Origin of the sequence: Burkholderia sp. AU33423 (assembly GCF_002223135.1) — a bacterium.
Lineage (GTDB): Bacteria > Pseudomonadota > Gammaproteobacteria > Burkholderiales > Burkholderiaceae > Burkholderia > Burkholderia lata_D.
The window spans coordinates 988,418-1,013,323 of sequence record NZ_NKFH01000007.1 but is presented as its reverse complement, the minus strand read 5'-3'; the positions used below and the strand labels follow the sequence as shown (position 1 = coordinate 1,013,323).

The following is a 24,906-nucleotide window of genomic DNA, read 5'->3' as shown; positions in this document are numbered from 1 at the left end:
GCCCGCTGCTCACGCGGCGACCGGCGTCTCGTGCAGATGACGCCACACGCTAGCCGCACGCATCGGAGCCCGCCGGACAAAACATGCCGGCTCCCGTTATCGCGCTTTCGGTACCAGGCAGTCAGTGCGACTGCCCGTGCTGCGTGGCCGCTGCATCGACGGTCTCGACCGAGCGCGTCAGCCACGGCCCGATGTCCATCTCCTCGTAGCGCACGAGCCGGCTCTTGCGCGCACGGCGATACGCCCACCAGATCGCGACGAACAGCGGAATCCACACGTAGATCGACAGCACTTCCATCCAGTCGATGCGGGCCGCGAAGAACGCCTGGTAATCCTGCCCGAGCGAAATCACGATGCAGATCGCGATCGCGAACAGCGGCCCGAACGGGAACCATTTCGCGCGGTACGGCAGCTGATCGAGCCGGTAGCCCTGCTTCAGGAACCCCTTGCGGAACCGGTAATGGCAGACCGCGATGCCGAGCCACGCGATGAAGCCCGTGATGCCGACCGTGTTCAGCAGCCACAGGTAGATGCTCTGGTTGTTGGTCAGCGACGTGAGGAAGCACAGCCCGCCGACGGCCATCGTCGCGTACAGCGCGTTGCGCGGCACGCCGCCCGGCGACAGCGTCGCGAACATCGCCGGCGCGCGCCCTTCCGCCGCGAGGTTGTACAGCATCCGCGTCGCCGCGTAAGTCCCGGAATTGCCGGCCGACAGCACGGCCGTCAGGATCACGAGATTCATCGCGCCGGCCGCAAGCCGGAAACCCGCGTGGCTGAACACCAGCGTGAACGGGCTCACGCCGATATCGGTCACGTCGCTCTTCAGCAGGTTCGGGTCCGTGTACGGCACCAGCAGCCCGATCACGAAGATCGCGAACACGTAGAACAGCATGATCCGCCAGAAGATCTGCTTCACCGCACGCGGGATCGTCTTGCGCGGGTTTTCCGATTCGCCGGCCGTGATCCCGACCAGCTCGGTGCCGAGAAACGAGAAGCCCGCGATCAGCGCGACGCTCATCATCGCGTGCACCCCGCCGACGAACGGTGCGTCGCCCGTCGTGAAGTTGCGCAAACCGACCGGATGCCCGTTCCCGATCAGGCCGGCGGCGATCAGCAGCCCGGCCGCGATGAACGCGACCACGGTGACGACCTTGATCAGCGAGAACCAGTATTCCGATTCGCCGAAACCGCGCACCGAGAGCGTATTCAGCAGGAAGATCAGCACGAGGAAACCCGCGCCCCACCAGATGCCGGGTACGGTCGGAAACCAGTAGCGCATCACGATCTGCGCGGCGACCAGCTCGATCGCGATCGTCACGGCCCAGCTGTACCAGTAGGTCCAGCCGAGCGCGACGCCGAAGCCTTCGTCGACGTACTTCTCGCCGTAGATCGCGAACGAGCCCGATACCGGCATCAGCGCGGCCATCTCGCCGAGGCCCGTGACGACGAAGTACACCATCAGCCCGATCGCGATATACGCGGCGATCGCCCCGCCCGGCCCCGCCTGGGCAACCGACGCACCCGACGCGACGAACAACCCCGTGCCGATCGAGCCGCCGATCGCGATCATCGCGATGTGGCGGCCCTGCAGACGGCGCTTCAGCGTCGTTCCGGACGGTGCGGCCGTCTCCGCTGCCGCTTGCAAAGCATCCATAGTGTTCACCCTGGTTCGATTGGAGCCTGACAATTTGCTTCGGAATGCAAATCGTCAGGCCCGGTCATTTGCGTCGAAACCGGCCCTTCCCGGCCGGCCGCATCACACGACGCTGCGCTTGATCGCCTGCAGTTCGGCCGTCGTCACGATCTTCTCGATCCGGAACCGCGGGCTTTCCAGCCACACGTTCGCGATCCGCCGGTACTCGTCGAGATCCTCGCACGCGAGCCGCACGAGAAAATCGAACGTGCCGCTGACGAGCCAGCAATCGAGCACGGCCGGATTCGTCCGCATTTCGTCCTCGAACGGCGCCTGCGAACGCCCGTGGTCTGCCAGCGTGATCTGCGCGATCACGACGATCGGCTTGGTCGCGCGCGGCGCCTTGATCACGGCACGGTACCCTTCGATCACGCCGAGCGCCTCGAGCCGCTCCACGCGCGCCTGGCACGGCCGCGGCGTGAGGTTCACGAGTTCCGACAGCTTCCGGTAGGAAATCCGCCCGTCGGTGCGCAGGATGTCGAGGATCCGGAGATCGATCTTGTCGAGCTGCATCTTCTTGTCGGTCATCCGCGTTCGCTCCGGTCGGGTCGTGGCTGGTGCGCGGAACGTCTCCTGTACCGCGCGGGGGCCACATTATCCGGCCGAAGCGGCCGCGCGCCAATCGGCTAGAACCGCAGCGACAGGCAGGTCAGGCCGCCGTCCATCTTGCGGAACTCGCTCGTATCGATCACGTGCAGCGGCAGCCCGAGCGACGCGATCGCGTCGTGCACGCGCGGGTAGCCGGCCGGGGTGATCAGCGTGCCGTTCACGCGCAGCGTGTTGCCCGCGTATTCGTCGGCGGCCGAGATCGCGATCCGGCGATAGTCGGCGAAGGCCGGATGCCCGGCCAGCGCTTCGGTCACGAGCAGCGTGTCGTCGCCGAGCGCGTTGACGACCGACTTGAGATGCAGGCCGGCGCCCACCGGCACCGCGACGACCGAATAGCCGTAGCGCGATACGAGCGATTCGAACGCGGCGATGCCTTCGGCGTCGGTACGGCCCGTCAGGCCAATGTAGAAGCGCTTGCCGACCTGCATCACGTCACCACCGTCGAGGCGGCCGTCCTGCATCGGCAGCAGGTCGCGATGCGCGGCCAGCGCCGCTTCGATATGCACCGTCTCGCCACGCCGCGCCGGCGCACCGGGGCGCGTGATCACCGCGAATTCCGGCGTCACGACCGCGGTGTCCTCGACGAAGTGCGAATCGGGGAACGCGTCCAGCGGCGGCAGCTCGGTCAGCTGGACGCCGAGCGTGCGCAGCGCTTCGCAGTAAGCATGGAACTGGGTGAGCGTCTTGTCGTAGTCGGGCGCGCCGAGTTCGGCGGTGGTCAGGCCCGCGCCACAGGACGGCGCGGGGCGACGAACGATCGCTTGCGTGAATTGCATCGACTCCTCCATGGTCAGCGCCGCACCCGTGCTTCACACGGGGCGGCTGCGTTGTGTCCGGACCATTATCGGAAGCCAAATTGCGCAATTCGCGTCGATTTCGGCGGCGCCGACAGCCGATTGCGTCGAATTGCGCGCGGCGCGCAGCGGATTCGGCAGCCCGCCGTTCGCCGCCTGGCGAGCCGCCGCTTTCACGGGCGGCACGCTTGCTACACGCCCGCCCCGAACCCCATCTGCGAACGACCGAGCGCCGTGAGATCGTCCTCCCCGCCCCGCCCGTCGAATTCGACCTCGAAATGATCGGCCGGGAAATCGGGCGGGCTTTCGCCGCGCAGGAACGCAGCGCGCTGGCGCTGCAGGTACGCGTCGTTCTTCGCGCAACCGGGCGCGGCCGCGATGTACATCACGTTGCTGTCGCCGCTGCCGCGGTGCGCATCCTCGACCGCGTGCACGACGTCGCCGTGCCAGAACACCGCGTCGCCCGGCTCCATGTGCGGGATCGGCACCAGCGCGTCGAGCAGCAGCGCGTGCCATTCGGGCCGGATCGACAGCGCGCGGCCCGGGCGCGCGCCGCAGAGGTCGTCGTCGGCCACGTCGTCCTGCAGCGCACGCAGCACGACGTAGGCCATCGCGTTCGCCACCGGGATCAACTGCAGCGTGCCGTCGCCGGGCCCCTGCGGCGTCAGTGCGGTCCAGCCCTGGAACGTGCGGAACATCGAGCACACGGCCGGCGACGGAATCTCCTCGACGTCGGGACGGAACGCCGCATCGAACGGATCGTAATCGCGCCAGCGGCCGGCCAGCACGTGACGGTAGACCTGCCGGAAATTCGCGCCGAGCCAGCGCTCGACCGAACCGCCGTCGACATGCGGCGACAGCCCGAGCGACGTCGAGCCGGGCGGGCGGCGGCGAATCCGGTCCGCATAGGCCGGCACCTGGTCGGGATCGAAGTGCGTGCGGCCGCCGTCCGCGTGCCGCCACAGGCGGTTCAGGAACACGCGCGCCTGGGTCAGGGCCGGCGACTGGCGCGCGGCCACCTGCGGCTTCGACCAGTAGACGCCGTAGATCTGCGGCTTGCCCGACGCGAGGTTGCCGAAATAGCGGTCCTCGGCACGTGCGTGCAGCCGCTCGGTGAAACGGTTCGCGTTCAGGTACGCGCCGATCTCGTCGTTCCAGTCGCACGCCTGCTGCGGATCGAATACGCCACGGATCACGACCGCGCCATGCGTGCGGATCGCGGCAATCGCGTGCGGATCGACGGCCCCGCCCGCGATGTCCGCGAACGGCACCACCGGAATCACGTCATGACCATGCGCATGCGCACGCCGAATCGCGTCGACCTGCCGCGCGATATCGCCCTCAAGTTCGCGGAACGTGGCCGCATAACCGGGCAAGTCGGCGCACAGCGCCCTTTTCGCGTCGCGAATCGCGGCAGGCAGGTCGTCAATCGTCAGTTGCATCGTGGTCTCCTCGCTGACAGGTGTCGTGATGTGCTGTCAGCGTACGGCCGGCGCGCGGTCGCGATTACCACTATCCAGCCAACTATCGATACAATCCGGACAACCGTGTGTCACTCCGGACGATGGCAGACCACGCACAGCTTGTTGCCGTCCGGATCGCGGAAATACGCGCCGTAGTAGTCGCGGTGATAGTCCGGCCGCAGGCCCGGCGCCCCTTCGCAGGTGCCTCCGTGAAGCAGCGCGAGCGCGTGACAGCGATCGACGTGCGCGCGGGTCTGCGCAACGAACGCGATCGTGTGGCCATTGCCCGGTTCGGGCGCGCGGCCGTCGAGCGGCTGGCCGAAGAAGAACAGCGGCCGGTCGGTGTCAGGCGGCATCCAGCCCGACCAGCCGTCCGGCTCGCGGAATTTCAGGCGCAGCCCGAGTTCCGCGAACAGCGGCGCGTAGAAATCGTAGGCGCGCGCGGTGTCGGACACCCCCACGCAAACATGTGAAAACATGGCATCGCTCCGTCGTGACGATCGCCCACGATCATGCCACGGTGCGATGCCGCTCTCCCCCGGAGGCCGCGATGAAACCGCAGTACGAGCACGTGACGTTCGCCCCCGGCTGTTCGATCCGCGTCTATCACCGTCAGCTCGCGCGCATTCCGTTCGAATGGCATCACCATCCCGAATACGAGCTGACGCTGACGCTCAACAGCCGCGGCCGGCGCTTCATCGGCGATCACGTCGCGCACTACGCGGACGACGACCTGGTGCTCGTGCCGCCCAACCTGCCGCATACCTGGTCGTCGAATGCACGCATCGATCGCGATGCGCCCGAAGTCGCGCTCGTCATCTGGTTCGACGGCGACTGGGCGCGGCGCCTGGCCGACTGTTGCCCCGAATACGTACCGCTGCGCTCGCTGTTGCGGCGTGCCGCACCGGGCTTGCGCTTCGACACGGACGCGGCCCGCGCGATGCGCGCAAGGTTGCCGCAGTTGCTCGATCCGTCGCCGCGCACCCGGCTCGCGGCGGCACTCGACACGCTCGCCGATCTCGCGGAAGCCGGCAGCGAACCGCTCGCCACCGCACACGCGTACGACCGGGCCGACGGCACGACCCCGCCCGCCAACGTCGCCGCCCCGGAAGCCGAACGCCTCGACCGCGTGCTCGATGCGATCGACCGGCACTTCCACGAGCCGTTGCGCATCGACGCGCTCGCCGCCACCGCGCACATGTCCGAACGCACTTTGCAGCGCCTGTTCGTCCGGCATCTCGGCGAAAGCGTCGGCCGCTACGTGCAGCGGCTGCGGCTTGCGCACGCGTGCCGTCATCTCGTCGGCACCGACTGGCCGATCGCGACCGTGGCCGCGCGCTGCGGCATTCCGAATGCCGCGAACTTCAATCGCCAGTTCCTCGCCGCACGCGGGATGACGCCCGGCGCATACCGGCAATTCTTCGTGCAGCACGGCCACGCGCCCGATGACGACGCACCCGCACTCGACACGCGCCCGCCGTCGCTTGAGCGCTGCGCCGGCCCGGGCGAAGCTCGGCCGCACAAATGAAAACACCCCGACGGGATGACCCGTCGGGGTGTCGTGGCGTTGCGATCGCCCGACGCGAGCGGCCAGCCGGCCGTTCGCGCCGCGCACGACTTAACGTGCGTTGAGCGGCTTCGCTTCGCGCGGCGTATCGCCGATGAACAGCTGACGCGGACGGCCGATCTTCTGTTCCGGATCGCCGATCATTTCGTTCCACTGTGCGATCCAGCCGACCGTACGTGCCATCGCGAAGATACACGTGAACATCGACGTCGGGATGCCCAGCGCGCGCTGGACGATGCCCGAGTAGAAGTCGACGTTCGGGTACAGCTTGCGCGACACGAAGTATTCGTCTTCCAGCGCGATTTTCTCGAGCTGCATCGCGAGCTTGAACAGCGGGTCGTCGTGCAGGCCCAGTTCGTTCAGCACTTCGTAGCACGTTTCGCGCATCAGCTTCGCACGCGGGTCGTAGTTCTTGTACACGCGATGACCGAAGCCCATCAGCTTCACGCCCGAATTCTTGTCCTTCACCTGCTTGATGAATTCGGGGATGTTGTCCGGCGAACCGATCTGCTCGAGCATGTTCAGCGCGGCTTCGTTCGCACCACCGTGCGCCGGGCCCCACAGACAGGCGATACCGGCAGCGATACAGGCGAACGGGTTCGCGCCCGACGAGCCGGCCAGACGGACGGTCGACGTCGATGCGTTCTGCTCGTGGTCGGCGTGCAGGATCAGGATGCGGTCGAGCGCGCGGACGAGCACGTCGTTGACCTTGTACTCTTCGCACGGGTTCGAGAACATCATGTGCATGAAGTTCGCGCTGTACGACAGCGAGTTCTTCGGATACACGAACGGCTGGCCGATGCTGTACTTGTACGCCATCGCGACGAGCGTCGGCAGCTTCGCGATCATGCGGATCGCCGACACGTCACGGTGACGCGGATCGTTGATGTCGAGCGAGTCGTGGTAGAACGCCGACAGCGCGCCGACTGCAGCGACCAGGATCGCCATCGGGTGTGCGTCGCGACGGAAGCCACGGAAGAAGAAGTGCATCTGCTCGTGCACCATCGTGTGCTTCGTGACGGTGTCGACGAATTCCTTTTTCTGCGCTGCGTTCGGCAGTTCGCCCTTCAGCAGCAGGTAGCAGCTTTCGAGGAAGTCCGCGTTTTGCGCGAGGTTGTCGATCGGGTAGCCGCGGTACAGCAGCTCGCCCTTGTCGCCGTCGATGTACGTGATCGCCGAATTACAAGCTGCCGTCGACATGAAGCCCGGGTCGTACGTGAACTTGCCGGTCTGGCCGTACAGCTTGCGGATGTCGATCACGTCCGGGCCCATCGTGCCCTTGTAGATCGGCAGTTCGACGCTCGGCGAGTTGTCGCTGAACGATAGCGTGGCTTTAACATCAGACGGAGTCATGGCACATCCTCAATCGAAATAAAGAAACGGGATTCGATAACGGGCACAACGCGTTACACCTTGGCGTTACACGTTGCGCAGCATCTCCAACAGCCGGTGAATATCCGGGCTGTCTAGGTCGCCTTCTGGTTCCTTGCGCGCGAGGAGCAAGTCCATCAGGTCGTTGTCGCTCAGATCGAGCAGGCGCGACAACGCGCCTACGTCTGCATCGGTGAGGTCATGCTCGTATCTGCTGAAGAAACGCTCGAAAATGATGTCGTTCTCCAGCAGACCCCGCCGCGCACGCCAGCGAAGGCGTGCGCGACGGTGCGGGTCGGATTGATGCGAATCGCTCATCTCGACTTAAACAGCGCGGCGGACCATCAGTTCCTTGATCTTGCCGATCGCCTTCGTCGGGTTCAGGCCCTTCGGGCAAACGTCGACGCAGTTCATGATCGTGTGGCAACGGAACAGACGGTACGGGTCTTCCAGGTTGTCGAGACGCTCGCCGGTGGCCGTGTCGCGGCTGTCCGCGATGAAGCGGTAAGCCTGCAGCAGGCCGGCCGGGCCGACGAACTTGTCCGGGTTCCACCAGAAGCTCGGGCACGACGTCGAGCAGCTCGCGCACAGAATGCACTCATACACGCCGTCGAGCTCGTCGCGCTCTTCCGGCGACTGGAGGCGTTCCTTCTCCGGCGGCGGCGCGTCGTTGATCAGGTACGGCTTGATCGAGTGGTACTGGTTGAAGAAGTGCGTCATGTCGACGATCAGGTCACGCACGACGGGCAGCCCCGGCAGCGGACGCAGCACGATCTTCTGCGGCAGGTCGTTCAGGTTCGTCAGGCACGCGAGACCGTTCTTGCCGTTGATGTTCATCGCGTCCGAACCGCACACGCCTTCACGGCACGAACGGCGGAACGACAGCGTCTCGTCCACGGCCTTCAGCTTGACCAGTGCGTCGAGTAGCATGCGCTCGTGCTCGAGCTCCAGTTCGTACGTCTGCATGCGCGGCGCTGCGTCCTTGTCCGGATCGTAGCGGTAGACTTCAAAAATGCGTTTTGCCATTTCGGATTCCTTTGACTCGGCTTAGAACGTGCGCGGCTTCGGCGGCACGGATTCGACCGTCAGCGGCTTCATTTGAACCGGCTTGTAGTCGAGGCGATCGCCTTCGCTGTACCACAGCGTGTGGCGCAGCCAGTTGTCGTCGTCGCGGTGTTCGTAGTCGCTGTGCGCGTGTGCGCCACGGCTTTCCTTGCGCGCTTCCGCCGACACCATCGTCGCGCGGGCCACTTCGATCAGGTTCTCCAGCTCGAGCGCTTCGACGCGCGCGGTGTTGAACACCTTCGACTTGTCCTTCAGGTGGATGTTTTCCACGCGCGCCTTCAGGCCGGCCATCTGGTCGACGCCTTCCTTCAGCAGCTCCGACGTGCGGAACACGCCTGCGTGCTTCTGCATCGTCGCGCGGATGTCGTTCGCGACGTCCTGCGTGTACTCGCCCGAGCTCGACTTGTCGAGCTTGTTCAGGCGCGCCAGCGAGAACTCGCCTGCATCGGCCGGCAGCGGCTTGTGTTCCTTCTGGTTCTTCACGTGCTCGACGATGTGGTTGCCGGCCGCACGGCCGAACACCACGAGGTCCAGCAGCGAGTTCGTGCCGAGGCGGTTCGCGCCGTGCACGGACACGCACGAGCATTCGCCCACTGCGTAGAAGCCGTTGACCGGATCCTTGTGACCGCGCGACGTGCCGACGACCTGACCGTGGATGTTGGTCGGGATGCCGCCCATCTGGTAGTGGATCGTCGGGACGACCGGGATCGGTTCCTTGATCGCGTCGACGTTCGCGAACTTCAGCGCGATTTCGCGGATCGACGGCAGACGCTTCATGATCGTCTCGGCGCCGATGTGCGACAGGTCGAGCAGCACGTGATCCTTGTTCGGACCCACGCCGCGGCCTTCCTTGATTTCCTGGTCCATCGAACGCGACACGAAGTCACGCGGCGCCAGATCCTTCAGCGTCGGCGCGTAGCGCTCCATGAAGCGCTCGCCGTTCGCGTTGCGCAGGATACCGCCTTCGCCGCGCACGCCTTCGGTGATCAGCACACCCGCGCCGGCCACGCCGGTCGGGTGGAACTGCCAGAACTCCATGTCCTGCAGCGCGATGCCCGAACGCGCCGCCATGCCGAGGCCGTCGCCGGTGTTGATGAACGCGTTGGTCGATGCCGCGAAGATCCGGCCTGCGCCGCCCGTCGCGAACAGCGTCGTCTTGCCTTCCATGATGTAGACGTCACCCGTCTCCATCTCGAGGGCCGTCACGCCGAGCACGTCGCCGTCCGCGTCGCGGATCAGGTCGAGCGCCATCCATTCGACGAAGAACTGCGTCTTCGCTTCGACGTTCTGCTGGTACAGCGTGTGCAGCAGCGCGTGACCGGTACGGTCGGCGGCCGCGCAGGCGCGCTGGACCGGCTTCTCGCCGTAGTTCGCGGTGTGGCCGCCGAACGGGCGCTGGTAGATCGTGCCGTCCGCGTTGCGGTCGAACGGCATGCCGAAGTGCTCGAGTTCGTACACGACGTTCGGCGCTTCACGGCACATGAACTCGATCGCGTCCTGGTCGCCGAGCCAGTCGGAGCCCTTGATCGTGTCGTAGAAGTGGAAGTGCCAGTTGTCTTCGCTCATGTTGCCGAGCGACGCACCGATACCGCCCTGCGCGGCCACCGTGTGCGAACGGGTCGGGAACACCTTCGACAGCACGCCGACCGACAGGCCCGCGCGCGACAGTTGCAGCGCTGCGCGCAAGCCGGAGCCGCCTGCGCCGACGATCACGACGTCAAACTTGCGGCGCGGGAGGGAAGTTTTGATTGCAGCCATTCTTTACACTCTCCAGAGAATCTGCGCGGCGTAGCCCGCACATGCGAGCAGCCAGACGATGGTCAGCGATTGCAGCAGCAGGCGCACACCGACGGGCTTCACGTAGTCCATCCAGATGTCGCGCACGCCGACCCATGCGTGGTAGAAGAGGGAAAGCAGCATCACGAAGGTCGCGAGCTTCATCCATTGCGCGGCGAAGATCGAGGCCCAGCCTTCGTACGAGAAATCGTGCGCGCCGAAGAACAGGACGAGCAGAATGACCGTGTAGACCGCCATGATCGTGGCGGTGATGCGCTGCGCAAGCCAGTCGCGCAGGCCGTAATGTGCGCCGACGACGAGGCGCTTCGAGCCGATTCGGTTATTGGCTGCCATTTTCTTAGAATGCTCCGAACAGTTTGAGTGCCATGGCGATCGTCAGCGCGATCGAGACGACAAAGACGACGACTGCCGTCCGCTTGCCGCCTTCCTTCGTGACGGCGTCGTGGTTGACGTCCATCAGCAGGTGGCGAATGCCGGCGCAGAAATGGTGGAAGAAGGCCCACGACAGTGCGAGGACGATCAGCTTGACGATAATGTTGGAGAGGAACTGCTTGAAGACTTCGAAGCTGAGCTCGGAGGTGAGGCTCTGGTCGAAGAGGAACAGCAAGAACGGCAGGAACAGGAACAGCAGCGCGCCGCTGACTCGATGGAGAATCGACAAAGTCGCTGCCAGCGGCATGCGATATTTCATCGTGATATCGGCGAGTCCGATGTTCCGGTATTCCGGCCTCGGCTTTCTTACTGCATCAGTCATGCTAGACCCCTACTATGTTGTCACACTAATCCGCGATTTTAGCGCCTTTTTATATCGCGCTGCAGCGAAAGTCTGCTCTGGATAGTTGCGCGAACAAGAACAAAGGCGGCCCGAAACGTGCTTCGCGAACGTGGGGAACGCGAACGCACTCGGCTTGAGCCGATACACCGTCAACTCAAGTCATTCTGATAGTAGTACCCGGTTGTGACATACCAGCCGCGACGCACTTCCACCGGCCGGTCTCCGTATGTATAGGACACACGCTCGACCGACAGCAACGGGAAACCTGCCGGCACGTGCAGCAGGTCGGCCACCGCCGGCTCCGCCGCTACCGCGCGGATCTTTTCCGTCGCGCGGATCATCCGCGTGCCGAACTCCGTCTCGAACATCGCGTAGAGCGGCCCCTTGTACTCGCTCAGCCGCTCGAACGTGAGCCCGCGGAACATCGCGCCCGGCAGCCAGATCTCGTCCAGCACCGTCACTTCGTTCTCGAACTCCAGCAGGCGGCGCACCTGCACGACGGGATCGGCCGGCTTCAGGTCGAGTTGCCGCGCGATCTCGGCCGGCGCGCGCAGGCGCCGGCATTCGAGCAGGCGGCTCACGTGCGGATGCTCGGCACCGTCGTCGGCCAGCAGCCGCAGGAAGCGGAACTGCGCACGATCTTCATTGTGCGTTGCAACAAAAGTGCCCTTGCCCTGCCGCCGGACCACGAGGTTTTCGGCGGCCAGCTCGTCGATCGCCTTGCGGACGGTGCCCTGGCTGACCTTGTAGCGGGCCGCGAGCTCCACCTCGCTCGGGATGATCTCGCCCGGCTTCCACTCGCCGGTTTCGAGACTTTGCGTGATCAATGACTTAATCTGCTGGTATAACGGGCTGAACGTCGGCGACGGAGCCGCCGCAGGCGAAGGTGCGGGATCGCTCGCGCCCGGCTGCCCTGGGCCGCCTGCGCCGGTCTGATTCGCGGTATTCGCCTGGTTCGATGTCATGGCGCGCATTTCATCACAAACCGCACTTTTAAGTCCACTCAATTTCCGCAAAACATCTGTCTTATATAAGACATATGATACCGTTTGACTTTGAGCCGGACGGCTCCTACACTCCGGGTCGAGCAAGGGTTCGCGGGTGCAAAAGCGCGTCCCCGGCTACGTGCCACGGCCGTCTCCAGGTTCACCGCGTCTGCCATCGCGAGTCCTCCGCCCTGCTTCAATGCAACACTCAGCACAACGCGCATAGAATGGCGTTTTCGCGAGTGTCCAACGCTTCACCCGTCCTGGAGATTTTCAATGGCTAAGCCCGCAAAGCGCGTTGCCGTCACCGGCGCCGCAGGTCAAATCGCTTACTCCCTGCTGTTCCGCATCGCGAACGGCGACCTGCTCGGCAAGGACCAGCCGGTCATCCTGCAACTGCTCGACCTCCCGCAAGCCCAAGGCGCCGTCAAAGGCGTCGTGATGGAACTCGACGATTGCGCGTTCCCGCTGCTGTCGGGCGTCGTGATCACCGATGATCCGAAGGTCGCATTCAAGGATGCCGACGTCGCACTGCTGGTCGGCGCACGTCCGCGCTCGAAGGGCATGGAGCGCAAGGACCTGCTGTCGGCAAACGCCGAAATCTTCACGGTTCAGGGCGCTGCGCTGAACGAAGTCGCGAGCCGCGACGTGAAGGTGCTGGTCGTCGGCAACCCGGCGAACACGAACGCCTACATCGCGATGAAGTCGGCACCGGATCTGCCGAAGAAGAACTTCACGGCCATGCTGCGCCTCGACCACAACCGCGCGCTGTCGCAGCTCGCAGCGAAGTCGGGCAAGCCGGTCGCATCGATCGAGAAGCTCGCCGTGTGGGGCAACCACTCGCCGACGATGTACCCCGACTTCCGCTTCGCGACCGCCGAAGGCGAATCGCTGCTGAAGCTGATCAACGACGACGTGTGGAACCGCGACACGTTCATCCCGACCGTCGGCAAGCGCGGCGCGGCGATCATCGAAGCGCGCGGCCTGTCGTCGGCAGCGTCGGCAGCGAACGCAGCGATCGACCACGTGCGTGACTGGGTCCTCGGCACGAACGGCAAGTGGGTCACGATGGGCATCCCGTCGGACGGCTCGTACGGCATCCCCGAAGACATCATCTACGGCGTGCCGGTCACCTGCGAAAATGGTGAATACAAGCGCGTCGAAGGCCTGGAAATCGACGCGTTCTCGCGCGAGAAGATGGACGGCACGCTGGCCGAGCTGCTCGAAGAGCGCGATGGCGTCGCCCACCTGCTGAAGAACTAAGCATCAAGCACCTCGCCGGGCGGCCCTCGGGCAGCCCGGTTTCGGCCCGGGCCGGCATGCCGCCGGCCCGGCCGACCGATCCGATCCGCGCCCGTTTTGCCGCCCCGCGCTTGCCGCACACAGGCCCAGAACGCGTCCGAATCCGATTTTCTCCACGTTGACCCGCTTCCCTGACGTAGACGAGATGGCCGCGCTCACTCCCGCACAAGTGCTGTACGACGGGGCGTCCCCGCCCGCGATCCTGCCCTGCTGTGATCATTACGCGGGCAGCGAAAAGCTGATGCGCAAGTCGCTCGCGCTGCAGGCCGAGCTGGGCCCCGTGTTCGACATCACGCTCGACTGCGAAGACGGCGCCGCCGTCGGCCAGGAAGCCGCGCACGCGGCGCTCGTCACCGACATCCTCGGCAGCGACGAGAACCGCTTCGGCCGCGTCGGCGTCCGCATCCACGACTTTTCCCACCCGCACTGGCGCGACGACGTACGCATCGTGCTGCGTGCGGCGCGCGCCCCCGCCTACATCACGCTCCCGAAGATCGCGAGTGCCGCCGACGCAGCCGAAATGACCGCGTTCATCGAAGGCACGCGCCGCGAGCTCGGCATCGCGCAGCCGATTCCCGTCGACGTGCTGGTCGAGACGCACGGCGCGCTCGCGCAGGCGGCCGCCCTCGCCGCGCTGCCGACGGTCGGCACGCTGAGCTTCGGGCTGATGGATTTCGTCTCCGCGCACCATGGCGCGATTCCCGATTCCGCGATGCGCTCGCCCGGCCAGTTCGAGCACCCGCTCGTGCGCCGCGCGAAGCTGGAAATCGCCGCGGCCTGCCACGCGCACGGCAAGACGCCGTCGCACAACGTGACGACCGAGGTGCGCGACATGAGCGTCGTCGCCGCCGATGCACGCCGCGCGCGCGACGAATTCGCGTTCACGCGGATGTGGAGCATCCACCCCGCGCAGATCCGCCCGATCGTCGACGCATTCGCGCCGCGCACCGACGAGGTCGCGCTGGCCGCCGAGATCCTGCTGGCCGCGCAGGCCGCCGACTGGGGCCCGACGCGCCACGGTGATACGCTGCACGATCGCGCGAGTTACCGGTATTACTGGTCGGTGCTGCGCCGCGCGCGGGCCACCGGCCAGCCCGTGCCGGCCGAGGGCGCGCCGCTGTTCGGCCCGGCCGCCGAGGGCAGCGCGGCGTAAGCCGCGCGCCGCCGGCCGATACACGAGTTTCATGCATTCGACGAGGCGCGAACCGGATAGAGGTTTGCGAAACGACAAAAAACGTAACGGAGCCCGAAAACCTGATATACACGCGGCCAAATAGGTGAAAATAGCGGCCGCTGCGCGCTTTCGGGGCGCGTGCAGTTTCAAACCGGCCGGCGGCGCAGACTGCCGGCCCTTGTCAACTGATTATCGAAAGGTTCTGACTCCATGAAGAAACTCCTGATCGCTACCGCCATCGGCGCCTTGTCCGCCACGATGCTGGTGTCGGCTCCGAGCGCGTTTGCCCAGGGTACGACCACGACGACCGCGAAGAAGGCAACGGCCAAGCGCCCGGCGCCGGCCAAGCGCATCATCCCGCGCAGCAAGAAGGCACAGGCACGTGCCGCAGCCAAGGTTGACACGGTGCCGGACGGCGCAGTCAAGTGGTCCTGCAAGGAAGGTCTGTCGTTCGACCTCGCCGGTGACATGAAGCGCGACCAGGTCGTCACGGTTCACTGGGCGAAGAAGAACTACAAGCTGCCGCGTCAGGCCACGACGACGGGCGCCGACACGTTCTACGATCCGGCCGCAGGCTTCAAGCTGGTCGTGATCCCGACCAAGGCGATGCTGTTCTCCGACGCGAACGGCGGCGAACGCCTCGCGGACGAATGCGTGACGCCGGAAATGGCGCAAGGCACGCCGGCACCGACGCAGTCGAACGAGCTGAAGCCGGCAACGAACTAAGCGCGTTCCCATCGGCCCCTCGATGTCCGCCCCGGTCTCCAACGTCCGCCCTGCTCCGGATACGGTACTCGTCGATATCGTCGACTACGTGCTGAATGCCGGCATCGACAGCGCGCTCGCGCTGGAGACGGCGCGTCATTGCCTGATCGACACGCTCGGCTGCGGACTCGAGGCGCTGTCCTACCCTGCCTGCACCAAGCTGCTCGGCCCTGTCGTGCCCGGCACGATCGTGCCGAACGGCGCGAAGGTGCCCGGCACGTCCTTCCAGCTCGATCCCGTCCAGGCCGCCTTCGGCATCGGCGCGATGATCCGCTGGCTGGACTTCAACGACACCTGGCTCGCCGCCGAATGGGGTCATCCGTCCGACAACCTCGGCGGGATCCTGGCGACGGCCGACTGGCTTTCCCGCACGGCCGTCGCGGCCGGCCGGAAGCCGCTCACGATGCGCGACGTGCTGGTCGCGATGATCCAGGCCCACGAGATCCAGGGCTGCCTCGCACTCGAGAATTCGTTCAATGCGGTCGGGCTCGACCACGTGCTGCTCGTGAAGGTCGCGTCGACGGCCGTCGTCGGCCGGCTGCTCGGGCTCACGCGCGACGAGCTGATCAACGCGGTGTCCAACGCGTTCGTCGACGGCCACGCGCTGCGCACCTACCGCCACGCGCCGAACACGGGCTCGCGCAAGTCATGGGCGGCCGGCGACGCAACCTCCCGCGCGGTGCGCCTCGCGCTGATCGCGAAAACGGGTGAAATGGGCTACCCGTCGGCGCTCACCGCCAAGACCTGGGGCTTCTACGACGTGCTGTTCGACGGCAAACCGTTCCGCTTCCAGCGCCCGTACGGCACGTACGTGATGGAAAACGTGCTGTTCAAGATCGCGTTCCCCGCCGAATTCCACGCGCAGACGGCCGCCGAGGCCGCGCTACAGCTGCACGCGCAGCTCGCTGCCGCGGGCCGCACGACCGACGACATCAGCCGGATCACGATCCGCACGCACGCGGCCGCGATCCGCATCATCGACAAGCAGGGCCCGCTCGCCAATCCGGCCGACCGCGACCACTGCATCCAGTACATGGTCGCCGTGCCGCTGCTGTACGGCCGGCTGACCGCGGCCGACTACGAAGATTCGGCCGCCGCCGATCCCCGCATCGACGCGCTGCGCGCGAAGACCGTGTGCGTCGAGGATCCGCAGTTCACGAAGGATTACCACGACCCGGACAAGCGCTCGATCGCGAATGCACTGACGATCGAGTTCACGGACGGGTCGAAGCTTGCCGAGGTGGCGGTCGAATACCCGCTCGGCCACCGGCGGCGCCGGGCCGAAGGCGTCCCGCTCCTGGTCGAGAAGTTCCGGACCAACCTTGCCCGCCGCTTCCCGGCAAAGCAGCAACAAGCGATTCTCGACGTGTCGCTGGACCAGGCAAAGCTCGAAGCGATGCCGGTCGATGAGTACGTCGATCTGTACGTGATATAGCCGTCATTTACAGGACACGTAGTTTCCTAGCCTTAAACCCAGGAAAATCACCATGGCCCACAATCTCCACAAGACCCTCAAGGAATTCGACAGCGGTTCCGGCAAAGGCAAGTTCTACTCGCTGCCGCAGCTGGGCAAGGAACTGAAGACGAAGATCGAACGCCTGCCGGTGTCGATCCGTATCGTGCTCGAGTCCGTGCTGCGCAACTACGACGGCAAGAAAATCACCGAAGAGCACATCGCGCAGCTCGCGAACTGGAAGCCGACCGAGAAGCGCGTCGACGAGATTCCGTTCGTGGTGTCGCGCGTCGTGCTGCAGGACTTCACGGGCGTGCCGCTGCTCGCCGACATCGCGGCCATGCGCGGCGTCGCGGAGCGTACCGGCAAGAACCCGAAGAAGATCGAGCCGCTGGTCCCGGTCGATCTCGTCGTCGATCACTCGGTGCAGATCGACTACTTCCGCCAGAAGGACGCGCTCGACCTGAACATGAAACTGGAATTCCAGCGCAACAACGAGCGCTACCAGTTCATGAAGTGGGGCATGCAGGCATTCGACACGTTCAAGGTCGTGCCGCCGGGCGTCGGCATCGTCCACCAGGTGAACCTCGAATACCTCGCGCGCGGCGTCCACAAGAAGACGGACGGCGGCGACACCGTGTACTACCCGGACACCCTCGTCGGCACCGACAGCCACACGACGATGATCAACGGCATCGGCGTGGTCGGCTGGGGCGTGGGCGGCATCGAGGCCGAAGCCGGCATGCTCGGCCAGCCGGTGTACTTCCTGACGCCGGACGTCGTCGGCGTCGAGCTGAAGGGCAAGCTGATCGAAGGCGTGACGGCCACCGACCTGGTGCTGACCATCACCGAAATGCTGCGCAAGGAGAAGGTCGTCGGCAAGTTCGTCGAATTCTTCGGCGAAGGCACGAAGTCGCTGTCGCTGCCGGACCGCGCGACGATCGGCAACATGGCGCCGGAATACGGCGCGACGATGGGCTTCTTCCCGGTCGACGAAAAGACGATCGAGTACTTCGAAGGCACGGGCCGCACGAAGGCGGAAATCGCCGCGTTCGAAAACTACTTCAAGGCGCAGAAGCTGTTCGGCATCCCGAAGGCCGGCGACATCGACTACACGAAGGTCGTGACGCTGGATCTGGCAACGGTCGCGCCGTCGCTGGCCGGCCCGAAGCGCCCGCAGGACCGCATCGAGATCGGCAACGTCAAGTCGACGTTCACCGACCTGTTCTCGAAGCCGGTCGCGGAAAACGGCTTCGCGAAGAAGGCCGAAGATCTGGCCACGCAATACACGACGAGCAACGGCGTCGACGTGAAGAACGGCGACGTGCTGATCGCCGCGATCACGTCGTGCACGAACACGTCGAACCCGAGCGTGCTGCTGGCCGCCGGCCTGCTCGCGAAGAAGGCGGTCGAGGCCGGCCTCACGGTCGATCCGAAGATCAAGACCTCGCTCGCGCCGGGATCGCGCATCGTCACCGAGTACCTGACGAAGACGGGCCTGCTGCCCTACCTGTCGAAGCTCGGCTTCGAAGTCGCGGCCTACGGCTGCACGACCTGTATCGGCAACGCGGGCGACCTGACGCCGGAGTTGAACGAAGCGATCACGAAGAACGACATCGTCGCGGCAGCCGTGCTGTCGGGCAACCGTAACTTCGAAGCGCGCATCCACCCGAACATCCGCGCGAACTTCCTCGCGTCGCCGCCGCTGGTCGTCGCCTACGCGATCGCCGGCAACATCACGCGCGACCTGATGACGGAACCGGTCGGCAAGGGCAAGGGCGGCCGCGACATCTACCTCGGCGACATCTGGCCGACGAGCGAAGAAATCCACGCGCTGCTCAAGTTCGCGCTCGACCCGAAGAAGTTCGAGGACAACTACTCGAAGCTGACCAAGAAGGGCGACCTCTGGAGCAAGATCGAGGGCGAATCGGGCCAGGTCTACGACTGGCCGAAGTCGACGTACATCGCCGAGCCGCCGTTCTTCGGCAACGACTTCTCGATGGAACCGGCTGCGTCGATCCCGACGGTCAAGGGCGCGCGCGCACTCGGCATCTTCGGTGACTCGGTCACGACCGACCACATCAGCCCGGCAGGCTCGATCAAGGAAGACTCGCCGGCAGGCAAGTGGCTGAAGGAAAACGGCGTGCAGAAGGCCGACTTCAACAGCTACGGCTCGCGCCGCGGCAACCACGACGTGATGATGCGCGGCACGTTCGCGAACGTCCGGATCAAGAACCTGATGATCCCGGCGAAGGCAGACGGCACGCGCGTCGAAGGCGGCCTGACGATCCACCAGCCGAGCGGCGAACAGCAATCGATCTACGATGCAGCAATGCAGTACGTTGCCGCCGGCACGCCGACCGTCGTGTTCGCGGGCGAAGAGTACGGCACGGGCTCGTCGCGCGACTGGGCCGCGAAGGGCACGCAACTGCTCGGCGTGAAGGCCGTGATCGCACGCAGCTTCGAGCGCATCCACCGCTCGAACCTGGTCGGCATGGGCGTGCTGCCGCTGCAGTTCAAGGGCGCGGACAGCGTCCAGTCGCTCGGCATCACCGGTGAAGAGACGTACGACATCGAAGGCCTCGGCGACGACTTCAAGCCGCAGCAGGACGTCACGCTCGTGATCCATCGCAAGAACGGTGAAACGCAGCGCGTGCCGGTGCTGCTGCGCATCGATACGCCGATCGAAGTCGACTACTACAAGCACGGCGGGATCCTGCCGTTCGTGCTGCGCTCGCTGCTCGCAGCGTAAGCGCCCTGCACCTTGCAGGTGCCGCAGCCGCCTCGCGGGCGGTTGCGGCCGATTTGGATGCCCGACCTCGTGTCGGGCTTTTTTTGCCTGCGCGCTACGCTGCGTGACCGGTCGTGCAGCGCGTCATGCCGCCTTGTCGGCCCGCGCCTTCGTGCCTGTGCCCGCTCGCCGGGTGTTCTTCTTCAGATGCGTGCGGTTGTAGTCGATCGCCGCGCGCACCAGATTCTTCAGTGCCCGCTTGTCGAGCTTGTCGCCTTCGAAGAAATCGATCGCGCGCCGCGCATTGCCGTCGAGGCCGTCGTTAAAGAGCTTGTCGGGATCGGGCAGCTGCGCGCCGTGCATGAAGGTCAGCTTCACCTTGCCCTTGTGCGCATTCGCCACCGCGATCATCCCGTCGCACGACCATACGGGGCTGCCCATCCATTTCCATTCCTCGACGATGCCCGCCTGCGCGTCGAGGATCGTCTGGCGCAGGTCGGCGAAGGTCTTGCCGCGCCAGTCGGCGATGCCGGCGATCAGCGCGTCGATACGCTCCGACGGCGTGAGATCCGTTGTGCTCATGCGCGCGCCTCCGTGCCTTCGTCGGGGCGCGCCAGCACCTGTTCGAGCGAGTCGAAGAACCGGACCCAGCCGTGCTGCGCACCGCGGTACGCCTGCTCCTGGTCGGTACGGAAGCCGACCTGCTCCATCCGCAGGTGCGTGCCGTGCGGCGTCGGCGTGAGCGTCCACGTGACGACGCTTTCGAGGCCGTACGCGGCCCACGTATAGGACAACGCATGCGGCGGCTCGATCGTCAGGACCGTGCAGTCGACCGAGCCCCAGTCCGCACGGAAGCTGAAGGCGCGGCCCGCGACGGGCTCGAAGTCGCTCTTCATCAGCCACGCCTCGATCAGGTGCGGTTGCGTGAGGGCGCGCCAGATCTTCTCCGGCGGATGAGGCAGCTCCCGGTCGACGACGACGGAGCGCGTTTCGGTGGTGGCCTGGTTCATTACTGGTCCATCCTTTTCAGAAGATCTTCGAGGGCATCGAACCGGTTCTGCCAGAAGCCCGCCATCTGGCTCGTCCAGTCGATCAACGGGGCCAGCGCTTGAGGCTGTGCGCTGTAGTGCGTCTGCCGGCCTTCGTGACGGTCGCTCACGAGCCCGGCCTGCTTCAGGACGCCCAGATGCTTCGAGACGGCCGGCTGCGAGACGCCCGCATGGGCCGTCAATGCGGCAACCGTCAGCTCGCCGTCCGCGCACAGCCGCTCGAAGAGTGCGCGGCGCGTGGGATCGGCAAGTGTCCTGAAAAGCATGTCGTGTGCGTTCTGCATGTCCAAATCCATAACCCGATGGTTATGGATTGAAGCATATCCGCTGATCGACGCACGTCAAGGCGGAATTTCGCGAATGACGCCGCGCGATCTTGCGCGGGCCCGCCGTCCGCCGCGCCGGGGTGTGGACGTCCCCGGATTCGAGCCTTTCCTCTAATCCGCAATTGCCGCATGCGATCCGTAAGTCGCCTGCAAGACTGCCGGAAGCACCGTTCCACAGTTCGGGAAACGTTTGCGATCGACCGGCCCCTTTCTTGTGCACGCGCGAATCCGTTCCTGCCGCGTCGCTTCGTTTGACCACATAGTGCGACGCGGCACGCGGCAACGACCGGTCGCGCGCGATGCGTTCACGCGGCGATCCGCTCCGCGATCGCGCACGTTCCGGCGTCGCGACGAGCGACTCGTGCGTGCGAGCGTCGCGCATTGCCGCGCCGTCGTATCGCGAACCGGTTCCGCTCGCCGCTGCCGCAATCGCCTGCGCGCATGACGCAGCGCATGCGCGCACCCGCGCCGATGTCAGAACTGACAGCTATGGAAAATGGCAGCTACCTGAACGGCAGCGACGCCCTACGCTCGTCACCGCTCGCGACCCCACAAGGGTCGAGGGCTCCAGCAACGTCGTCTCTCCTAAAAAGGACTCCCGATGAAAAGGAACGCCTGGTTTGCCCTGCCCCTGCCGTCGCCCCGCCGCCTTGCGTGCGTGGCACCGCTCGTGTTCGCCGCCGCTGCGGCGCATGCGGCGACGGACTGGGTCGACACCCATACGAAGGCCTTTCTGACCGGCACGCAGTTGATGGCGCGCAGCGCGGCGCCGTCGCTCGAACTCGCGGCCGGCGAAACGACCGACGTCGTCGTCAGCCTGAAACTGCGCAATGCCGCGCAGCTCAAGCAACTGTCGCGCGACGTGAACCGGCCGGGCAGCGCGCATTACCGCCAGTACCTTACGCACGAACAGTTCCTCGCCAACTACGCGCCGACCGAAGCGCAGGTGAAGTCGGTCGTCGACTATCTGCACAAGAGCGGCTTCGTGAACGTCGAGGTCGCACCGAACCGGCTGCTGGTATCCGCACGCGGCACGGCCGGCACCGTGAAGACCGCATTCAACACGTCGCTCGTCCACTTCGAATACGCGGGTCACTCGGGCTTCGCGAACACGTCGACTGCGCAGGTGCCGCGCGCGCTCGGCGACGTCGTCGGCTCGGTGCTCGGGCTGCAGAGCGTCGCACACGCGCGGCCGCTGCTGCACATCGGCAACGTGTCGAAGCCGCAGGCGCTCGCGGCCGGCACGGCGACCGGCCACTATCCGAAGGAATTCCCGGGCCTCTACAACGCGACCAGCGTGCCGACCGCCGCCGGCGTGACCGTCGGCATCATCACGATCGGCGGCGTGTCGCAGACGCTGCAGGACCTGAAGCAGTTCACGTCGAGCAACGGTTACGGCACGGTCTCCACGCAGACCGTCAAGACGAACGGTACGGGCGGCAGCTACACCGACGACCAGGACGGCCAGGGCGAGTGGGATCTCGACAGCCAGTCGATCGTCGGCTCGGCCGGCGGCCAGGTCGGCAAGCTCGTGTTCTACATGGCGGACCTGAACGCCACCGGCAACACGGGCCTCACGCAGGCGTTCAACCGCGCGGTGTCGGACAACACCGCGAAGGTGATCAACGTATCGCTCGGCTGGTGCGAGACCGACGCGAGCGCGGACGGCACGCTCGACGCCGAGGAACAGATCTTCACGACCGCCGCGGCGCAAGGCCAGACGTTCTCCGTTTCGTCTGGCGACGAAGGCGTGTACGAGTGCAACAACCGCGGCTATCCGGACGGCTCGAACTACACGGTGTCGTGGCCGGCATCGTCGCCGCACGTGCTCGCGATCGGCGGCACGACGCTCTACACGACGTCGTCGGGCGCCTTCTCGAACGAGACGGTGTGGAACGAAGGGCTCGACGCCAACGGCAAGCTGTGGGCGACGGGCGGCGGCGTCAGCACGATCCTGCCCGCGCCGTCGTGGCAGTCGGGCAGCAACCGCCAGTTGCCGGACGTCTCGTTCGACGCCGCGCAAAGCACGGGTGCGTACATCTACAACTACGGCCAGTTGCAGCAGATCGGCGGCACGAGCCTCGCCGCACCGATCTTCACCGGCCTCTGGGCGCGCCTGCTCGCAGCGAACGGTACGGGCCTCGGCTTCCCGGCCGGCAAGTTCTACGCCGACATTCCGTCGAACCCGTCGCTCGTACGCTACGACGTGGTGTCGGGGAACAACGGCTATCAGGGGTATGGCTACAACGCAGGCACCGGCTGGGATTACACGACCGGCTTCGGCAGCCTGAACATCGCGAACCTCAACCAGCTGATCAAGTCGGGCGGGTTCTAAGCGAAGCGTGAAGGCCGGCGCGTGGCGGTGGTGGCCGCGCGCCGGCTCGAAAATTTCCCGCGATCGTCGTTCGGTAATCGGCCTGCGCCGCAACCGCGCGCCACCCTACTCCGTCGCCCGCTCGCTTACGCGCTCCGGCGCGGCCGGCACACCGGCCCGATGCGACGGCGCAAAGAGCCGCAATCCGCTCGCGACGCTCGCGGCCCCGGCGAAGCCCGCGCCGAGCATCAGCGCGAGCGTCGGCCCATGGCGTCCCGCGATCCCGAACGACAGCGCGACGAGCGCCGCGCCCGTCGCCTGCCCGATCAGCCGCGCGGTCGCGATGATCCCGCTCGCGCCGCCGCTGCGCTCGGGCGGCGCACTCGACATCAGCGCTTTCAGGTTCGGCGACTGGAAGAAACCGAAGCCCGCGCCGCACAGCATCATCCGCCAGCCGATGTCGATGACGCGGGGCGCCGCCGGCAACGCGGCGAGCGACACCATGCCCGCGCTCAGCAAGGCCAGACCGATCGCGCCGAGCAGGCCCGGCGGATAGCGATCCGACAAGCGCCCCGCGATCGGCGCGGCGAGCGCGACGATCACCGACCACGGCGTCATCAGAAACCCCGTCTCGACCGCGTTGCGATGCAGGACGGTTTCGAAATAGAACGGCAGCGACACGAACGCGAGCCCCTGCGCAGCGAACGCGCACACCGCGGTCAGCGCGGACAGCGTGAACACCGGCCGGCGAAACAGGTCGACTGGCAGCATCGGCGCCGGGTGCCCGGCCTGACGGCGGATCAGCAGCCAGCCGAAGGTGAGCGCGACCGCCGCCGCCGCGAACACGATGGAAAGCGGCCCGCGCTGCGCGAATTCGCCGAGCGCGAAGATCAGCGATGCGAACGTGATCACGTTGAACAATGCGGCGACCGGATCGAACGCATGCTTGCCGCGCGCAGTCTGCGGCAGCGACGGAATCGCCACGGCAAGCGCGAACACGCCGAGCGGCACGTTCACCGCGAACAGCCACGGCCATGCGGCGACCGACAGGATCAGCGACGCGATGGTCGGCCCCACCGCGAACGACACGCCGACCACGAGCGCGTTGAAGCCGACGCCGCGCCCGAGCCGGTGCGCGGGAAACAGGCCGCGGATCAGCGCGACGTTCACGCTCATGATCGCGCTCGCGCCGAAGCCCTGCACGATCCGCGCGGCCGTCAGCATCGGCAGCGTCGACGCGAGCGAGCAGCCGAGCGACGCAACCGTGAACACCGCGAGCCCGGCGATATACACGCGCTTGTGGCCGACGATGTCGCCGAGCGACGCGAACGGCAGCAGCGTCGCGACCATCGCGAGCTGGTAGGCGTTGATGATCCATACGGACGCGGCCGGCGATGCATGCAGGTCGGCGGCGATCGCGGGCAGCGCGGTGTTCGCGATCGCGGTGTCGAGCGTCGCGAGCGCGACGGCCAGCAGCACGGCGGACATCGCACGCCAGTTGACGGCCGGCTCATGCGCGCCGGCGGGGGAAGCGAATTCGGACAAGATGAGGCTCGGCTGACGAGCGACGCGTTGCGCCGCGTCGCGGATTGGACTCGCGGCGGCGTTCCGGACGCACCGCTCGGAACGCGCGCCACCGCGCCCCGTATTGTTGCAGAGCCCCATCGAACGT

At 66.0% G+C, this 24,906-nt stretch carries 23 protein-coding genes; 7 read left to right on the top strand and 16 right to left on the bottom strand.

Translation table 11 applies throughout. From position 1 onward, the window contains the following. Positions 1–121: 121 nt before the first annotated feature. The 5 genes from CFB50_RS23165 to CFB50_RS23145 all read right to left on the bottom strand — a co-directional run bounded on the left by CFB50_RS23165 (position 122) and on the right by CFB50_RS23145 (position 5,038). Positions 122–1,654 carry an amino acid permease gene (locus CFB50_RS23165; protein ID WP_089447389.1) on the bottom strand — a complete coding sequence of 511 codons (1,533 nt, stop codon included), beginning with the start codon at positions 1,652–1,654 and terminating at the stop codon, positions 122–124. A 102-nt stretch (positions 1,655–1,756) separates the two neighbouring features. Next, positions 1,757–2,221: an Lrp/AsnC family transcriptional regulator gene (locus tag CFB50_RS23160; RefSeq protein ID WP_089447388.1), complete on the bottom strand. Its 465-nt coding sequence runs from the start codon at positions 2,219–2,221 to the stop codon at positions 1,757–1,759. Positions 2,222–2,319: 98 nt separating this feature from the next. After that, positions 2,320–3,078, bottom strand: coding sequence for a dimethylarginine dimethylaminohydrolase family protein (locus CFB50_RS23155; RefSeq protein WP_089447387.1), 759 nt, complete (start codon positions 3,076–3,078; stop codon positions 2,320–2,322). Positions 3,079–3,287: 209 nt separating this feature from the next. Continuing rightward, the gene (locus tag CFB50_RS23150) at positions 3,288–4,538 is read right to left on the bottom strand and encodes a DUF1479 domain-containing protein (RefSeq protein ID WP_089447386.1); all 1,251 of its coding nucleotides are present in this window, start codon (positions 4,536–4,538) and stop codon (positions 3,288–3,290) included. A 110-nt stretch (positions 4,539–4,648) separates the two neighbouring features. Beyond that, positions 4,649–5,038: a VOC family protein gene (locus CFB50_RS23145; protein ID WP_089447385.1), complete on the bottom strand. Its 390-nt coding sequence runs from the start codon at positions 5,036–5,038 to the stop codon at positions 4,649–4,651. A 71-nt stretch (positions 5,039–5,109) separates the two neighbouring features. Here CFB50_RS23145 and CFB50_RS23140 point away from each other — a divergent pair, with 71 nt between their 5' ends. Next, on the top strand, positions 5,110–6,087 hold the full coding sequence (locus tag CFB50_RS23140; protein WP_089447384.1) for a helix-turn-helix domain-containing protein: 978 nt from the start codon (positions 5,110–5,112) through the stop codon (positions 6,085–6,087). A gap of 90 nt (positions 6,088–6,177) precedes the next feature. Here CFB50_RS23140 and gltA read toward each other — a convergent pair whose 3' ends face one another. The 7 genes from gltA to CFB50_RS23105 form a co-directional block, all read right to left on the bottom strand. Continuing rightward, complete coding sequence (gene gltA, locus CFB50_RS23135; RefSeq protein ID WP_069251133.1) at positions 6,178–7,479, bottom strand: citrate synthase; 1,302 nt, start codon at positions 7,477–7,479, stop codon at positions 6,178–6,180. 66 nt (positions 7,480–7,545) lie between these two features. Beyond that, complete coding sequence (locus CFB50_RS23130; protein ID WP_039358259.1) at positions 7,546–7,815, bottom strand: FAD assembly factor SdhE; 270 nt, start codon at positions 7,813–7,815, stop codon at positions 7,546–7,548. Positions 7,816–7,821: 6 nt separating this feature from the next. Then, positions 7,822–8,523 (bottom strand): succinate dehydrogenase iron-sulfur subunit, encoded by a 702-nt coding sequence (locus CFB50_RS23125; protein WP_011355743.1) that lies wholly within the window; start codon positions 8,521–8,523, stop codon positions 7,822–7,824. Positions 8,524–8,544: 21 nt separating this feature from the next. Continuing rightward, complete coding sequence (sdhA, locus tag CFB50_RS23120) at positions 8,545–10,320, bottom strand: succinate dehydrogenase flavoprotein subunit (protein WP_069251132.1); 1,776 nt, start codon at positions 10,318–10,320, stop codon at positions 8,545–8,547. Positions 10,321–10,323: 3 nt separating this feature from the next. Continuing rightward, positions 10,324–10,692 (bottom strand): succinate dehydrogenase, hydrophobic membrane anchor protein, encoded by a 369-nt coding sequence (gene sdhD / locus CFB50_RS23115; RefSeq protein ID WP_011355745.1) that lies wholly within the window; start codon positions 10,690–10,692, stop codon positions 10,324–10,326. 4 nt (positions 10,693–10,696) lie between these two features. Then, positions 10,697–11,113: a succinate dehydrogenase, cytochrome b556 subunit gene (gene sdhC / locus CFB50_RS23110; RefSeq protein WP_069251131.1), complete on the bottom strand. Its 417-nt coding sequence runs from the start codon at positions 11,111–11,113 to the stop codon at positions 10,697–10,699. A gap of 170 nt (positions 11,114–11,283) precedes the next feature. Further along, positions 11,284–12,108: a GntR family transcriptional regulator gene (locus CFB50_RS23105; protein ID WP_039358249.1), complete on the bottom strand. Its 825-nt coding sequence runs from the start codon at positions 12,106–12,108 to the stop codon at positions 11,284–11,286. Between the two features lie 288 nt (positions 12,109–12,396). On the opposite strand from CFB50_RS23105, the gene CFB50_RS23100 reads away from it, so the two are divergent. The 5 genes from CFB50_RS23100 (at position 12,397) to acnA (ending at position 19,566) form a co-directional block, all read left to right on the top strand. Continuing rightward, complete coding sequence (locus CFB50_RS23100; RefSeq protein WP_069251130.1) at positions 12,397–13,383, top strand: malate dehydrogenase; 987 nt, start codon at positions 12,397–12,399, stop codon at positions 13,381–13,383. Positions 13,384–13,567: 184 nt separating this feature from the next. After that, positions 13,568–14,575, top strand: a complete 1,008-nt coding sequence (locus CFB50_RS23095; protein WP_089447383.1) for an HpcH/HpaI aldolase/citrate lyase family protein — start codon at positions 13,568–13,570, stop codon at positions 14,573–14,575. A 231-nt stretch (positions 14,576–14,806) separates the two neighbouring features. Then, the gene (locus CFB50_RS23090) at positions 14,807–15,322 is read left to right on the top strand and encodes a hypothetical protein (RefSeq protein WP_069251128.1); all 516 of its coding nucleotides are present in this window, start codon (positions 14,807–14,809) and stop codon (positions 15,320–15,322) included. Positions 15,323–15,344: 22 nt separating this feature from the next. After that, positions 15,345–16,796: a bifunctional 2-methylcitrate dehydratase/aconitate hydratase gene (locus CFB50_RS23085; protein ID WP_089447382.1), complete on the top strand. Its 1,452-nt coding sequence runs from the start codon at positions 15,345–15,347 to the stop codon at positions 16,794–16,796. A gap of 52 nt (positions 16,797–16,848) precedes the next feature. Continuing rightward, positions 16,849–19,566, top strand: a complete 2,718-nt coding sequence (gene acnA, locus CFB50_RS23080; protein ID WP_089447381.1) for an aconitate hydratase AcnA — start codon at positions 16,849–16,851, stop codon at positions 19,564–19,566. 123 nt (positions 19,567–19,689) lie between these two features. On the opposite strand, the gene CFB50_RS23075 is transcribed toward acnA, so the two are convergent. From CFB50_RS23075 to CFB50_RS23065, 3 genes are read right to left on the bottom strand one after another with little or no spacing between them, the layout of a single operon-like run. Continuing rightward, entirely contained in the window at positions 19,690–20,127 is a 438-nt protein-coding gene (locus tag CFB50_RS23075; RefSeq protein WP_089447380.1) for a DUF1801 domain-containing protein, read from the bottom strand. After that, complete coding sequence (locus CFB50_RS23070) at positions 20,124–20,555, bottom strand: SRPBCC family protein (RefSeq protein ID WP_089447379.1); 432 nt, start codon at positions 20,553–20,555, stop codon at positions 20,124–20,126. Before CFB50_RS23070 ends, CFB50_RS23075 begins: the two co-directional genes overlap by 4 nt. Beyond that, a complete protein-coding gene (locus CFB50_RS23065; RefSeq protein WP_041493622.1) occupies positions 20,555–20,878 on the bottom strand; it encodes an ArsR/SmtB family transcription factor in 324 nt (107 codons plus the stop codon). Before CFB50_RS23065 ends, CFB50_RS23070 begins: the two co-directional genes overlap by 1 nt. Positions 20,879–21,521: 643 nt before the next feature. Between CFB50_RS23065 and CFB50_RS23055 the strand changes: the two genes are divergently transcribed. Then, on the top strand, positions 21,522–23,255 hold the full coding sequence (locus CFB50_RS23055) for a S53 family peptidase (protein ID WP_089447378.1): 1,734 nt from the start codon (positions 21,522–21,524) through the stop codon (positions 23,253–23,255). Positions 23,256–23,360: 105 nt separating this feature from the next. Here CFB50_RS23055 and CFB50_RS23050 read toward each other — a convergent pair whose 3' ends face one another. Beyond that, complete coding sequence (locus CFB50_RS23050) at positions 23,361–24,779, bottom strand: MFS transporter (protein ID WP_089447377.1); 1,419 nt, start codon at positions 24,777–24,779, stop codon at positions 23,361–23,363. Between the last annotated feature and the right edge of the window lie 127 nt (positions 24,780–24,906).

Excerpts from the sequence above, each read along its gene's own strand:
- CFB50_RS23165 (WP_089447389.1), bottom strand. The coding sequence starts at position 1,654 with ATGGATGCTTTGCAAGCGGCAGCGGAGACGGCCGCACCGTCCGGAACG.
- CFB50_RS23160 (WP_089447388.1), bottom strand. The coding sequence starts at position 2,221 with ATGACCGACAAGAAGATGCAGCTCGACAAGATCGATCTCCGGATCCTC.
- CFB50_RS23155 (WP_089447387.1), bottom strand. The coding sequence starts at position 3,078 with ATGCAATTCACGCAAGCGATCGTTCGTCGCCCCGCGCCGTCCTGTGGC.
- CFB50_RS23150 (WP_089447386.1), bottom strand. The coding sequence starts at position 4,538 with ATGCAACTGACGATTGACGACCTGCCTGCCGCGATTCGCGACGCGAAA.
- CFB50_RS23145 (WP_089447385.1), bottom strand. The coding sequence starts at position 5,038 with ATGTTTTCACATGTTTGCGTGGGGGTGTCCGACACCGCGCGCGCCTAC.
- CFB50_RS23140 (WP_089447384.1), top strand. The coding sequence starts at position 5,110 with ATGAAACCGCAGTACGAGCACGTGACGTTCGCCCCCGGCTGTTCGATC.
- gltA (WP_069251133.1), bottom strand. The coding sequence starts at position 7,479 with ATGACTCCGTCTGATGTTAAAGCCACGCTATCGTTCAGCGACAACTCG.
- CFB50_RS23130 (WP_039358259.1), bottom strand. The coding sequence starts at position 7,815 with ATGAGCGATTCGCATCAATCCGACCCGCACCGTCGCGCACGCCTTCGC.
- CFB50_RS23125 (WP_011355743.1), bottom strand. The coding sequence starts at position 8,523 with ATGGCAAAACGCATTTTTGAAGTCTACCGCTACGATCCGGACAAGGAC.
- sdhA (WP_069251132.1), bottom strand. The coding sequence starts at position 10,320 with ATGGCTGCAATCAAAACTTCCCTCCCGCGCCGCAAGTTTGACGTCGTG.
- sdhD (WP_011355745.1), bottom strand. The coding sequence starts at position 10,692 with ATGGCAGCCAATAACCGAATCGGCTCGAAGCGCCTCGTCGTCGGCGCA.
- sdhC (WP_069251131.1), bottom strand. The coding sequence starts at position 11,113 with ATGACTGATGCAGTAAGAAAGCCGAGGCCGGAATACCGGAACATCGGA.
- CFB50_RS23105 (WP_039358249.1), bottom strand. The coding sequence starts at position 12,108 with ATGCGCGCCATGACATCGAACCAGGCGAATACCGCGAATCAGACCGGC.
- CFB50_RS23100 (WP_069251130.1), top strand. The coding sequence starts at position 12,397 with ATGGCTAAGCCCGCAAAGCGCGTTGCCGTCACCGGCGCCGCAGGTCAA.
- CFB50_RS23095 (WP_089447383.1), top strand. The coding sequence starts at position 13,568 with ATGGCCGCGCTCACTCCCGCACAAGTGCTGTACGACGGGGCGTCCCCG.
- CFB50_RS23090 (WP_069251128.1), top strand. The coding sequence starts at position 14,807 with ATGAAGAAACTCCTGATCGCTACCGCCATCGGCGCCTTGTCCGCCACG.
- CFB50_RS23085 (WP_089447382.1), top strand. The coding sequence starts at position 15,345 with ATGTCCGCCCCGGTCTCCAACGTCCGCCCTGCTCCGGATACGGTACTC.
- acnA (WP_089447381.1), top strand. The coding sequence starts at position 16,849 with ATGGCCCACAATCTCCACAAGACCCTCAAGGAATTCGACAGCGGTTCC.
- CFB50_RS23075 (WP_089447380.1), bottom strand. The coding sequence starts at position 20,127 with ATGAGCACAACGGATCTCACGCCGTCGGAGCGTATCGACGCGCTGATC.
- CFB50_RS23070 (WP_089447379.1), bottom strand. The coding sequence starts at position 20,555 with ATGAACCAGGCCACCACCGAAACGCGCTCCGTCGTCGTCGACCGGGAG.
- CFB50_RS23065 (WP_041493622.1), bottom strand. The coding sequence starts at position 20,878 with ATGCAGAACGCACACGACATGCTTTTCAGGACACTTGCCGATCCCACG.
- CFB50_RS23055 (WP_089447378.1), top strand. The coding sequence starts at position 21,522 with ATGAAAAGGAACGCCTGGTTTGCCCTGCCCCTGCCGTCGCCCCGCCGC.